Source organism: Roseicella aerolata (genome assembly GCF_020523605.1).
Taxonomy (GTDB): domain Bacteria; phylum Pseudomonadota; class Alphaproteobacteria; order Acetobacterales; family Acetobacteraceae; genus Paracraurococcus; species Paracraurococcus aerolatus.
Genome location: NZ_JAJAQI010000001.1, coordinates 78087 through 90770, shown reverse-complemented (window position 1 = coordinate 90770; position 12684 = coordinate 78087). Strand labels below are relative to the sequence as shown.

The following is a 12684-nucleotide window of genomic DNA, read 5'->3' as shown; positions in this document are numbered from 1 at the left end:
GGGCGGGGCTCAGCGCGGCCGGACCGTGAAGGGGATGTCGCCGCGGGTGACATGGCCGTCCAGCGCCAGCACCTGCCAGCGCAGCCGCCAGGCGCCGGGGGCCAGCGTCGCGGCCGGGTCCAGCACGGCCTCCAGCACCGTCGGCTCGCCCGCCGGTGCAACCTCCAGCGGCACCTGCGCCCCGTCCGGCCCGGCCAGCACCAGCCGGCTGCGGGCCTGGTCGATGCGGCTGTTGAAGCGGAGGGTGACGCGCCGGGGCGGGGCGGCGAGGCTCGCCCCCGCCGCGGGATCGGACGCGACGACCACCGCATGCGCCGCGGCGCGCCGCGCCGGCAGCAGAAGCGGGGCGGCGAGGGCGAGCAGGCGGCGGCGGCCAGGCCGGATCGGGGCAGCGGGCGGGGACACGGGCAGACTTCTGAAGGCGCCGGGGCCGGTCTGCAATGGGGCGGGATGGAGGAGCGGCCCTGGATCGCGCCGGCCCCGGCCGCCGCGGGCGGTCGCCTCACCCGCCGGATGCGCCCCCGGCCGGCTCGCGCGCAGGGCCGGCGGCGCGGCGGAGACCCCGCTGCGGCGCGCTGCCCCGCCCCGGGCGGCCTTCCGGCCCGGCCCCGGGTTGCAAGCCTGCCGCAAGCGGGCGCAAAATTCCACCGGCGCAAGATGCTGCGGTGCCGGGCGCTCCCGGCTGTGGCATGTGGGAATGCGCGGCAACCACGGGGGCGAGGGGATGCGGATCATACTGGCGCAGCCCAGGGGCTTCTGCGCCGGGGTCGTCAGGGCGGTCGAGATCGTCGAGCGCGCCCTCGAGCGATACGGCCGGCCCGTCTATGTCCGGCACGAGATCGTGCACAACCGGCGCGTGGTCGAGGCGCTGGAGGCCAAGGGCGCCCGCTTCGTGCAGGAGCTGGAGGAGGTGCCGGACGGCGCGGTGACGGTCTTCTCCGCCCATGGCGTCGCCCGGGCGGTGGAGGACGCGGCGGCGGCGCGCGGCCTGCCGGTGCTGGACGCGACCTGCCCGCTGGTCTCCAAGGTGCATGTCGAGGGGCGGCGCTATCTCTCCATGGGGCGGACCGTCATCCTCATCGGCCATGCCGGCCATCCCGAGGTGGTCGGCACGCTCGGCCAGCTTCCCGGGGAGGTCCATCTGGTCGCGAAGCCCGAGGAGGTGGCGCGGCTGCCGATCCCGCGCGACCGGCCGGTCGCCTATGTCACCCAGACGACTCTCTCGGTGGACGACACCCGCGCGACGATCGAGGCGCTGCACCGCCGGTTCCGCGACATCATCGGGCCGGACACGCGCGACATCTGCTATGCCACCCAGAACCGCCAGGTGGCGGTCCGGGAATTGGCGAAGCGGGTGGACGTGCTGCTGGTTGTCGGCGCGGCCAACAGTTCCAATTCCAACCGGCTGCGGGAGATCGGGAGCGAGCAGGGCCTGCCCTGCTACCTGATCGCGGACGCGGCCGGGTTGCGGCCCGAATGGCTTCGGGGGGCGGAGACGGTGGGGATCACCGCCGGCGCCTCCGCGCCCGAGGCGCTGGTGCAGGAGGTGATCGCGGCCATCGGCGCGCTCGGGCCGGTCGAGGTCTCGACCATGCCGGGCCTCGTGGAGGATGTGCAGTTCAAGCTGCCGGCGGCGCTGCTGGAGCCGGCGGCCAGCGCGGCCTCCTGACGCCGGGCACGGGGCCGGGCGGCGTCGCGCCCGGCGTCACGGGTTCGGGTCCGGCCGCAGGGTTCCGGGGCAAGGCCGCCGCCTGGCGCGACCCTGCCCTGCCGGGATTGGGTGTGGAAATGACCATGGGTGACATGCCATCCGTGGCGGATCATCGCGGGCCGGCGCCGCCGCCCGAGGAGGAGTGGACAGCGTATGGGTATCCCGCTGCGGCAGCAGATCAAGGTCGGCGCCTATATCCTGAAACAGCATCTGCTGGGGCGGAAGCGCTACCCGCTGGTGCTGATGCTGGAGCCGCTGTTCCGCTGCAACCTGGCCTGCGCCGGCTGCGGCAAGATCGACTATCCCGATCCCATCCTGAACAAGCGCCTGTCGGTGCAGGAATGCCTCGACGCGGTGGATGAGTGCGGCGCGCCGGTGGTCGCCATCGCGGGCGGGGAGCCGCTGCTGCACAAGGAGATGCCGGAGATCGTCGAGAAGATCCTGGCGCGCGGCAAGATCATCATCCTCTGCACCAACGCCCTGCTGCTGGAGAAGAAGATCGCGGCCTACAAGCCGCATCCGCGCTTCACCTGGGACATCCACCTGGACGGCGACAAGGACCAGCATGACTGGGCCGTCAGCCAGAAGGGCGTCTACGACCGCGCCGTGGCCGCGCTGAAGGATGCCAAGGCGCGCGGCTTCCGGGTGGCGATCAATGCCACGCTCTTCAACAATGCCGAGCCCGAGCGGATGGCGCGGTTCTTCGACGACGTCACCACGATGGGCGTCGATGCCATCATGGTCTCCCCCGGCTATGCCTATGAACGGGCGCCGGACCAGCAGCACTTCCTGAACCGCCGCAAGACCAAGGAGCTGTTCCGCGGCATCTTCGCCCGCGGCCAGGGCAAGGGCTGGAAGATGGGCAACAGCCCGCTCTTCCTCGATTTCCTCGCAGGCAACCAGAGCTACCACTGCACGCCCTGGGGCAACCCGACGCGCAACATCTTCGGCTGGCAGCGGCCCTGCTACCTGCTGGGCGAGGGCTATGCGAAGTCCTTCACGGAGCTGATGGAGACGACCGACTGGGACAAGTACGGCACCGGCAACTACGAGAAATGCGCCGATTGCATGGTCCATAGCGGCTTCGAGGCGACGGCGGTGGTCGATGCCGTGAAGCGCCCCTGGAAGGCGCTGGCGGTGCAGATGCGCGGCCCGAGGACGGAAGGCGCGTTCGCGCCGGAGATCGACCTCTCCCACCAGCGCCCGGCGGAATACGTCTTCGGCCGGCATGTGGAGAAGGCGATGGCCGAGATGGCGCATGAGCCGCCGCAAGGGGCGAAAGGCCGCGGCGCCAAGCATGGCGGCACGGCGCCGCCGGCGGTCGCGGCCGAATAGCCGCGGGCGGGGGCGGGCGCCCCGGCGCATCTCCGTCCGGACGCCACCGGGCCGCGGCGTCCATGGTTGGCCCCGCCGCCGCCAGCCTGCACACTCCTCCCCGCGGCGCCAGGGCCAACACGGCGCCCATGGGAGGAGAAGGACATGCGGTTCCAGGATCACGCGGTGCTGGTCACCGGCGGGGGCAGCGGCATCGGCCGGCAGGTCTGCATCTCGGCGGCGCGGGAAGGGGCGCGGGTCGCCATCGGCGATCTCGACGCGCAGCGCGCCGGGGCGGTGGCCGAGGAGATCCGCCGCCAGGGCGGCGAGGCGCATGGCTTCGCGCTCGACGTCGCCGACCAAGCCTCGGTCCATGCCTTCGTCGAGGGGGCGGAGACCGCGCTCGGACGGCTCGACGTGCTGGTGAATTCGGCCGGGGTGCGGGAGATCGCCTCGGTGCTCGACCTGCCGCTCGAGGAATGGCAGCGCGTCATCGCCATCAACCTCACCGGCACCTTCCTGCCGAGCCAGGCCTTCGCCCGGCGGCTGGTCGCGCAGGGCCGGCCGGGGCGGATCGTCAACCTCGCCTCCACCCTCGGCTTGGTCGCGGCGCCGAACCGGGCCGCCTATGTCGCCTCCAAGCACGGCGTCGTCGGCCTGACCAAGGAGATGGCGCTGGAACTCGGCGAGAAGGGCATCCGCGTGAATGCCGTGGCGCCGGGCGTCATCCGCACCCCGCTGACCGAACGCTATTTCCAGGACCCCGAGCTGTCGCAGATGATCCGCGGCCTGCACGCGACCGCGAGCTGGGGCGAGCCGGAGGATATCGCCCGCGCCATCCTCTTCCTGGCCGAGGAGGCGAACGGCTTCATGACGGGCAGCGTGCTGACGGTGGATGGCGGCTGGACCACCGGCAAGAAGATGTAGCGCCGCCGGCCCGGCGGCGGGGCCGGGAAACCGTCGTGCCTCCGCCGGGTTCATCGGGCGGCTTCGGATGGCGCGGCCCGGACCGTTCCGCCGCCATCCCCCCCCTGCCGGCCGACCCTGGCCGGCAGGGGGGGCCGGGCCGCGACGCCCCGGGCCCCGTTCCCGCCAGGAGGAGGATCGCCGCATGCCGACCCTGCCCGCCACCACGGCCCGCGTCCGCCGCAGCACGTCCGAGACGGTGAACCGCCGCATCGCCGACCGCATGGTGCGCGACGTCGCCTTCCATGCCGCGCATCCCGCGCTGATCGACCGGCGCCTGGCCGAGCTGGACCGGGAATGGGACACCGAGCGGACGCTGGAGGCGAATGCCGCCACCCTCGCGCTCGGTGGGACCGTGCTCGGCATCCTCGAGGACCGGCGCTTCCTGGCCCTGCCCGTCCTGGTCACCGCCTTCCTGCTGCAACACGCCTTGCAGGGCTGGTGCCCGCCGCTGCCGGTCATCCGCCGGCTCGGCGTGCGGACGGCGGCGGAGATCAACCGGGAGCGCACGGCGCTGAAGGCGCTGCGCGGCGATTTCGGCCCGGTTGCGGCGGCGAGCGGCGATCCGCGCAGCCGTGCCGAGGCCGCGCTGCGGGCCGCCGCCTGAGACGCGGATTGCGGGGGGCGGCCGGCGGGCCCGGCCCCTGCCCCCGCGGCCTGGTCAGCGCCGCCCGATGAAGGCCAGCGCCCCGCCCAGCACGGCGATGCCGGCGGCCAGCGGGCCGAAGCCGGCGAAGCCGAATTCCGCCATCATCCAGCCGCCGAGCGCCGCGGCGCCGAGCCAGCCGAAGCTCGCCGAGGTGACGTTGAGGCCGAGCACGGTGCCGCGCACCTCATCCGGCACATTGGCCATCGCGGCCATCAGGCTCGGCCGCGCGATGGCGTTGATGAGGACATAGCCGAAGCCGAGCGCGACCGAGGCGGCGAGGCCGGATGTCCAGCCGAACAGCGCCAGCGCCGCCAGCGCCGAGCCGAACATGGCGCCGGCGAAGGTCAGCAGCCGGTTCGGCAGCCGGTCCGCCATCTGCCCGCCGATGATGGTGCCGAGGATGTTGCCGAGCGCGAAGACCGCCAGCGGCAGCGCCACCTGGCTGAGCGAGAGCGCATAGGTGGATTGCAGGAAGGTGGCGAAATAGACCGCGGTCAGGCCGTAGCAGATCCGCTCCGCCACCCCCATGGCCAGCAGCCGCAGCACCGGGCCGGACAGGGCGGCGCTGAGGCTCGGCGCCGGCGCGCCCGCCGCGCGCGGCCCGTCCACCGGCCGCAGCGTGGTGAGGAAGAGGCTCGCCGCCGCGACCAGCGCCAGCGCGCCGACGCCGAGATTGACCCCGCGCCAGCCGACCCAGGTGCCGACCCAGGCGGCGGCGGGCACGCCGACCAGCAGCGTCAGGGACTGCCCGGCCATGACCCAGCCGAGCGCCCGGCCGCGCTGGCGATCGACGGTGCGGGCCGAGGCCTCGGCCATCAGCACGCCGGTGAAGGCACCGGCGCAGCCGCCCGCGAGCGTGGACCAGATGGCGGCCGCCAGATAGGTCTGGGAGGTCGAGAGGCCGCCCATGCAGAGGGCGAGGGCGATGGGCCCGCCGATCAGGAAGGGCCGCCGCCCCCAGCGATCCGACCCGGCGCCGGCGAGGAGCGAGGCGGCGCCCCAGGCGATGGAGGTCAGCGCCATCAGGTTGGCGACCAGCGGCAGGCTGGCATCCAGATCCCGCGCCATGTCGATCAGGAAGGGCGCGCGGGTGGTGCCGCTGGAGGATGCCGCGAACATGCCGAGGCAAGCGGCCGCCAGCAGCGCCCAGGGCATGCGCGGGAGCGCCGGCAGGGGCGCGGGGATGGCGGGGGGCATCGGGTCAGGGTAGCGCCGGCGGGCATGGGGGCAAGCCGGCCGGGATCCAGCGGCGGGATGCCCGCGCCCGGCCCGAACCGGTCCTGCGGGTCATGCCAACGGCCCGGTCGTCGCCCCCCGCGGCGCGGGCGCCAGCCCGCGCCCAGGGGCCCAGGTGCGGCGCTCCTGCCCGGATGCGGTCACGCTATGCGGGCCGCGGGCATGGCGCCGCGCAGCCCACGCGCTGCCGCGGGCGGCTGCCGTGTTCCGTGCGGTGCCGGTGCGGCCATGCTCCGGGCTGCGTGCTTCCGCCCGGCCGGAAGCCGGCCCCATGGGCGCGTGGCCGCGCCTTGCCGGGCGGAGAGACGGCGCGTCACGCCACGCTCGGCCCCGATGCCTTGAACCGAAGGGCGGCGCGGAGGCCCGCGGGTTCGAAGCGCAGTTCGACGGAGGACCCTGCCCCGAGATCATGCGCCAGCCCGCGCTCGAGCAGCCGCGTGCCGAAGCCGCGCCGCAGCGGCGGTCCGGCCAGGGGCGGGCCGCCCGTTTCGGTCCAGCGCAGGGTGGCGATGCCGTCGGCGTCCAGCTCGTGCCGGAGTTCGACGCGGCCGCCGCGCCGGGACAGCGCGCCGTATTTGGTCGCGTTGGTCGCCAGCTCGTGCAGCGCGAGCACAAGGGCCTGTGTCTGCTGCGGTGACACGGCCAGGGGCCCCTCGCCGGAGATGACGACGCGCTCCTCCCCCGCGATCCCGTCCAGCCAGGGCGCCAGCGCGGCACGCGCCACGGTCTGGAAATCCGCCGGCCGCCAGTCGTCGCGGGACAGCAGGTCGTGCGCGCGCGCGAGCGTCCGCAGCCGGGCTGAGAAGTGGCGGGCGAACCGACCGGGATCGCCGTTCGTGCCCTTCAAGGTCTGGGCCGCCAGGGATTGCACCGTGGCAAGCATGTTCTTGACACGGTGGTTCAGCTCCGCGACCAGCAACTCACGCCGCCCGGCCGCGTCCCGCAGTTCCGCCGCGGCCTCCTCCGCCGCGGCGGCGCGGCCCTCGGCGACGGCCCGTTCCCGGAGCGCCAGGCCGGAGCGCCACAAGGCCCGGCGCAGCGCCTCGAACTCGGCAATCGGCTCGGGCGCCGGGCTTGCCGCCGGCTCCCTGCCGTGCCGCAGGCGCTCGGCGTCCTGCGCCAGCGCGCGCATGGGCCGCAGGAGCCGGCCGGCCAGCAGCACGGCAAGCCCGGCGGCCACGCCGACCGTCGCTGCCGCCCCGAGCCCGAAGCGCAGGGCCGGCCCGCGCCATTCGGCCTGGTGGGTGGCCAGGGGCATCGTCACGGCCAGCGTCCAGGAGGGCGCGTGCTGCAGGCGGCTGAAGGCGAGCGTCATCTCGGGCCCCGCCAGGGAGGCGCCCTGCAGGCGTCCGGTGGCACGGCCGCGAACGCCTTCCGCATACCAGGGCGGCGCCTGCTGGCCGAGGAAGCGCCCGTGCTCCGCCGAGCGAGCGACCACGCGATGTGCGCCGTCGTTCAGCACCGCGAAGCCTCCGGCACGGTCGAGGTCCTGGCGCTCCAGGAGGGAGGCGAGGCGCTCCGGGCCGAAGGCCAGGAGCAGGACACGCCTCTCCCCCACCGCAGCGCCGGCCGTCCCGGGTGGCAGCGGCCGGAACACCGCGACGACCGGCCGGCGCGCGGTAGCGCCCATGAACAGGTCGCTCACGACCGGCGTCCCGGTGGCAATCGCACGCGCGACGAAGGGGTTACCGGCCCCGACCGGCAGCTCGGCGCCCAGTGGCAGGCGCGTGTTGAAGACCTGCCGGAGATCCCGGTCCAGCAGGGCCACCCACCCCCCGAAGGCCCGCCCCACGGCGGCGGCTTGGTGGTACGTGGGTTCGACGTCGCCGCCCTCCAGGAACGGCGAGGCAGCGAGGGTGGTGAGCGCCGTCATCGCTGTCTCGAGTTCGCGGTCGAGCGCTGTCGCGAGCGCCCGGGCCGTGCTGGCGAGGCCGGTATCCGCCGCCCGCCGGTAGGCCATCCCGAGTTGCCATGTCGTGGCCGCACCGAGCAGGAGTGCCGGGGCGAGGGCGAGGACGACGAGGAGGACGAGATGCGTCCGCAGCCCCAGCCGCGCGCCGCCCGGCATGGACGTGTCCTGGTCGGGATGGGCGGGTTCGGCCCGTGGCGAGACGGGCACGCCGACCGCCTGGGCCGGCGCGCGGCTCTCCTCGGGGTGCATGCGAGTGCATCATTGCTTTGGCCGCCGGTGCGGGATCAAGCGCTGTTCTGCAGGGCCAATGGAATTCTACAGCGGATTGCGTTCAAAACTGAACGCCAATCCGCTGCAGGCCATTGTCCGTAGAGCAGATTCACGCTGCGGGGCGTTCACGCCCCTCCGCGATCTGCTCTAGCGCGCCACGCCGGCAGCGTCGCTGGCACGGCCCTTCCTTGCGCGATGCGAATGGCCGCCTCCCGCCCCGGGGCGGCCGTCCCGGACCTGCTCCGGGACCGCGGCTCAGGCCGCGCAGGCCTGCCGCAGCGCCTCCCGCGCCCCGCCCAGCGCCTGCAGCGCCACGCGGCTGCGCCGGGCCACCGTCAGCAGCGCCGGCAGTTCCCGTGGCTGGCGCAGCAGGGCGAGCGCGACGCGCCCCGCCGCCGGGCGGCCATCCGGCCGCAGCCCCACCGCGGCGGCGCGCGGCAGCACCTCCTCCGCCGTATCGGCCACCGCGCGCAGCGCCGCGAAGGGCAACCGGCGGGAGGCGGCGAAGGCCGCCGCCGCCTCGGTCTCCAGGTCCACCACCAGGGCGCCGGTCGCATTCCGCAGCGCCCTCTTGCGCGCCGGTTCCCCCACCACCGCCGGCGCGCCGGCCACCATGCCGAGCCGCGCGCCGCAGAGCCGGGCGAGTTCGGCCGACCAGGCGAGGTCGGCGGCATAGGCGCCACCGGGGCCACGGACCTTCGTCGCCACCACCAGGTCGCCGCAGGTGAGGGTGGGGTCGAGCCCGCCGGCGATGCCGAAGCTGAGGACGCCGGTCAGCCCCGCGGGCGCCCGGCGCAGGCGGTCGCGCAGCAGGGCGGGGTCGCCGCCACTGACGATGACGGGCATCCCCTTCGGCAGCAGGGCCGCCTCGGAGCGCATGCCGACCACGGCAAGGATCGAGCTGAGAGGCATGGCGGCCCGGGCGTCTCCTTTGCTGCGCTGCACTATAGGGGGTAGCCGGCCGATCTGTGCAGGGGAATCCGTCGGGGCGGCGGCATGGTCTTGCCAGTGTGACCCTCCGGCCCGCCTGCCCGCCGTCGCGACACGCCCGGTCAGGGCTGGCCCCCGGGCAGGCCCGCCGGCCATGCATTGCCACGCCGGGCGCGGCCCGGATCGGTCCCGGCCCCTGCCCTGGCGGCCAACCGCCCTCCTCCGCCCTCATCGGGGGGAGGGCTGGCGTCAGAGCCCGTGCGGGACGTGCCGCGAATTGCCGCGGCGCAGGTTGCGCAGCCGCGCCAGGGCCCAGAGCGGGAAGAGCCGCGCATAGCCATGGTAGCGGAGGTAGAAAACGCGCGGGAAACCCGTGCCGGTATAGTCCTCCTCCGGCCAGGACCCGTCCTGCACCTGGTTCCGCATCAGCCAGAGCGCGCCGCGGTCCACCGCCACGTCATCCGCCGCCCCGGCCGCCATCAGGGCCAGCAGCGCCCAGGCGGTCTGGCTCGCGGTGCTCGGGCCCATCCGCAGATCCGCATCGGCGCGGGTGCCGCCGCGGCGCGGATAGGTGAAGCCGTCCTCGCCCCAGCCGCCATCCTCGTTCTGGTGCGCCTTCAGCCAGGCGACGGCCTTGCGCATCGCCGGATGCTCCGGCGGCAGGCCGGCGGCGTTCAGTGCGGTCACGGCCGACCAGGTGCCATAGACGTAATTCACGCCCCAGCGGCCGTACCAGGCCCCGTCCGGCTCCTGCTCCGCCAGCAAGTAGTCGATGCCCTGCCGCACCGCCGGGTGTTCCGGCCCATGGCCGAGCTGCGCCAGCATGGCGAGGCAGCGGCCGGAGACATCGGCGGTCGGCGGGTCGAGCAGCGCGCCATGATCGGCGAAGGGGATGCTGTTCAGGTGGTGATGGGTGTTGTCGGCGTCGAAGGCGCCCCAGCCGCCGCCCTTGGACTGCATGCCGACCACCCATTCGGTCGCCAGCGAGATCGCGCGCTGCATCCGCGGCCCGGCATCCCCCACCTGCTTCGCGGCGCGGTCGAGGGCGAGCACCACCACCGCGGTGTCGTCCACATCGGGGTAGTGCGGGTTGGCATACTGGAAGGCCCAGCCGCCCGGCGGCAGGCCGGGCCGCGCCTCCGCCCAGTCGCCCGCCACATCGGTCACCTGCCGGTCCAGCAGCCAAGCGAGGCCGCGGGAGACCGCCGCCTCGGCCTGCGGCTCGCCGGTCTCGAGCAGGGCATGGCTGACCAGCGCCGTGTCCCAGATCGGGGAGAGGCAGGGCTGCACATAGGTCTCGGCCTGGGCCGGGTCCCGGGCGGGCCGGTGCATCACCAGCTTGTCCACCGCCGCCCAGGCTGTGACGACGCGCGGGTCGTCCTCCGGCACGCCGAGGCAATGGTACATCCAGATGGCATTGGCCATGGCGGGGTAGATGGCACCCAGCCCATCCTCGCCGTTCAGCCGCTCCGTCACGAAGGCTTCCGCGCAGGCCTCCGCCCGGGCCCGCGCGCCGCGGGGAAAGAGGTGCTGGGTCCGCTGCAGCACACGATCCAGCGCGCCGAACAGCGTCCGCCAGGGCTCCGCGGCATGCGCGCCGCCGGGCCAGCGCCGCACCTGCTCGGGCGGTGTCACGAACAGCTCGCGCAGCGTGACGCCGGTCTCCACCAGCGGCCGCGGCCGGCGGGCCATCACCACGGTCAGCGGCACCAGCACGGTGCGCGCCCAGTAGCTGACCTTGGAGAGGTGGAAGGGGAACCAGCGCGGCAGCAGGCAGATCTCGGGCGGCATCACCGGCACCGCCCGCCAGGGCACCTCACCGAACAGCGCCAGCGTCGCGCGGGTGAAGACGTTGGACTTCTCCGCCCCGCCCGCCTGCAGGATGGCGGCGCGGGCGCGCGCCATATGCGGCGCCTCCGGCGCGTCGCCGATGAGACGCAGCGCGAAATAGGCCTTCACCGAGCAGGAGATGTCGAGCGGCCCGCCATGGAACAGCGGCCAGCCGCCGCGGCAGGTCGCCTCCTCCTGCGCCTGGATGCGGCGGAGATAGCGGCCGATGCGGGCTTCCTGCGCCGGGTCGCGCTTCCCGAAGAAGCGCTTCAGCATCAGGTACTCGGACGGGATGGTGGCGTCCGCCTCCAGCTCGAACACCCAGTGGCCGTCGGCCTGCTGCCGGCGGAGCAGATGGTCGGTCGCGCGGCCGATGGCGGCATCCAGCGGCTCCCGCACCAGAAGGGCGGTGGGGTGCTCTGCCAATGCAAGGTCCGGCCGCGCCGCCGCTGCGGCAAGGTCCTGGATTCTCGACAACTCGAACAATCTCCTTGCCCGTCCGGAGGGCGACCCGCCGGAACGAAGGCCATTTCATATCGAATACGGCGATTTTTTGCGGTTGCGAAGTCCGAAGGCGGGGTCTGGTGTCGCTTTAATGCTGCGGTGTGGCTCAGTGCAGGGGTGGACCGGCTCCCGTATCCGTGCGCGGGCCGGCCTCCCCCTTCCACATGCCGCCCCGGCCGCGCCATTCGGCGAGCGCCGAGTCCAGCGTGAACGCCATGTAGGCGGCGGCGATGCCGGGCAGGGCGAGGCCGCGCAGCGGCGAGAGGCGGAATCGCCGGAGCGTCGGCGCAAAAGCCACAGCCATGGCCAGCCAGGCCACGGCGCCGAGCAGGGCCGCCGTCCCGCCCGCGAACAGGGCCAACAGGGGCGGCGCCAGGAAGACCAGCGCCAGCGCCGCGATCATCCCGATCAGCGCCGCGACCAGGTAGCCGAGCTGGGCATAGGCGGTGCGCGCCACCATCCGGCGGATCGGCCCCACCGTCTCATAGGGGCGCAGGCTCTCCACCCGCGCAACCCGGCGCGACCGGTCCAGGCCTCCGGGGCCGGCGCCCTGCCGCTCATCGGATGCGCTCAGCCCGGTCCAGATCGGCCCGACGCGCTTCATCCGCCGCGCCAGCGCGCAGTCATCGATCAGCGCGCCTCGGATCGGCGCGAGGCCGCCGGCCGCCTCGAAGGCCGCGCGCTCCAGCAGCACGCACCCCCCCGCCGCCGCCGCCGTGCGGGCCCGCGGGTCATTGGACCAGCGGAAGGGGTAGAGCATCTGGAAGAAGAAGATGAAGGCCGGGATCAGCCAGCGCTCCGCCGGGCTCTCGCAGCGCAGCCGCGCCATGAGGGAGACGAGCACCCGGCGCTCCGCCGCCGCCCGCCGCACCAGCATCCGCAGGCTGTCCGGGGCATGGCGGATATCGGCATCGGTGAAGAGCAGGTGGTCCGGCGCGGCATCCCCTCCCCTGGGCAGCGCCTCCCGCAGCCCCTGCTCCAGTGCCCAGAGCTTGCCGGTCCAGCCCGGCGCGCGCGGGCCGCCGCGTAGCACCGTCAGGCGGGGATCGCCGGCCGCCGCGGCGCGGGCGACCTCGCCCGTGCCGTCGGTGGAGCGGTCATCCACCACCACCAGCCGGAATTCGCCGGGATAGTCCTGGGCGAGCAGGGAAGCGACCGTCGCGCCGATCGTCTCCGCCTCGTCCCGCGCCGGGACCACCGCCGTCACGCTCGGCCAGGCCGGCGGATCGGGCAGGCGGGCGGCGTCGCGGTCATCATCGCGGGCCAGCCAGAACCAGCCGCGGCCGAAGAGCAGCACCAGCCAGGCTAGGCAGGCGGCGACACCGAACCACAGCATCAACGCAGATACGAGGCGGCTTTGCC

General features: G+C 74.2%; 10 protein-coding genes. 4 read left to right on the top strand and 6 right to left on the bottom strand.

All coding sequences use genetic code 11. The annotated features are described in order from the left end of the window. Positions 1–9 precede the first annotated feature (9 nt). Positions 10–405, bottom strand: coding sequence for a copper resistance CopC family protein (locus tag LHA35_RS28915; RefSeq protein WP_226603054.1), 396 nt, complete (start codon positions 403–405; stop codon positions 10–12). 319 nt (positions 406–724) lie between these two features. Between LHA35_RS28915 and ispH the strand changes: the two genes are divergently transcribed. The 4 genes from ispH (at position 725) to LHA35_RS00360 (ending at position 4598) form a co-directional block, all read left to right on the top strand. Beyond that, on the top strand, positions 725–1669 hold the full coding sequence (gene ispH / locus LHA35_RS00375; RefSeq protein ID WP_226603052.1) for a 4-hydroxy-3-methylbut-2-enyl diphosphate reductase: 945 nt from the start codon (positions 725–727) through the stop codon (positions 1667–1669). A 195-nt stretch (positions 1670–1864) separates the two neighbouring features. Next, positions 1865–3046 (top strand): adenosyl-hopene transferase HpnH, encoded by a 1182-nt coding sequence (gene hpnH / locus LHA35_RS00370; protein WP_226603048.1) that lies wholly within the window; start codon positions 1865–1867, stop codon positions 3044–3046. 144 nt (positions 3047–3190) lie between these two features. After that, complete coding sequence (locus LHA35_RS00365; protein WP_226603045.1) at positions 3191–3952, top strand: SDR family NAD(P)-dependent oxidoreductase; 762 nt, start codon at positions 3191–3193, stop codon at positions 3950–3952. A 184-nt stretch (positions 3953–4136) separates the two neighbouring features. Beyond that, positions 4137–4598 carry a hypothetical protein gene (locus LHA35_RS00360; RefSeq protein WP_226603043.1) on the top strand — a complete coding sequence of 154 codons (462 nt, stop codon included), beginning with the start codon at positions 4137–4139 and terminating at the stop codon, positions 4596–4598. Between the two features lie 54 nt (positions 4599–4652). Here LHA35_RS00360 and LHA35_RS00355 read toward each other — a convergent pair whose 3' ends face one another. From LHA35_RS00355 to LHA35_RS00335, 5 genes are all read right to left on the bottom strand, one after another. Then, on the bottom strand, positions 4653–5837 hold the full coding sequence (locus LHA35_RS00355; RefSeq protein ID WP_226603040.1) for an MFS transporter: 1185 nt from the start codon (positions 5835–5837) through the stop codon (positions 4653–4655). 352 nt (positions 5838–6189) lie between these two features. Further along, on the bottom strand, positions 6190–8037 hold the full coding sequence (locus LHA35_RS00350; RefSeq protein WP_226603037.1) for a sensor histidine kinase: 1848 nt from the start codon (positions 8035–8037) through the stop codon (positions 6190–6192). Positions 8038–8313: 276 nt separating this feature from the next. After that, positions 8314–8970: a phosphorylase family protein gene (locus LHA35_RS00345; RefSeq protein WP_226603035.1), complete on the bottom strand. Its 657-nt coding sequence runs from the start codon at positions 8968–8970 to the stop codon at positions 8314–8316. A gap of 267 nt (positions 8971–9237) precedes the next feature. Next, entirely contained in the window at positions 9238–11244 is a 2007-nt protein-coding gene (shc, locus tag LHA35_RS00340) for a squalene--hopene cyclase (protein WP_456316066.1), read from the bottom strand. 184 nt (positions 11245–11428) lie between these two features. Further along, positions 11429–12658 (bottom strand): glycosyltransferase, encoded by a 1230-nt coding sequence (locus tag LHA35_RS00335; RefSeq protein ID WP_226603031.1) that lies wholly within the window; start codon positions 12656–12658, stop codon positions 11429–11431. Between the last annotated feature and the right edge of the window lie 26 nt (positions 12659–12684).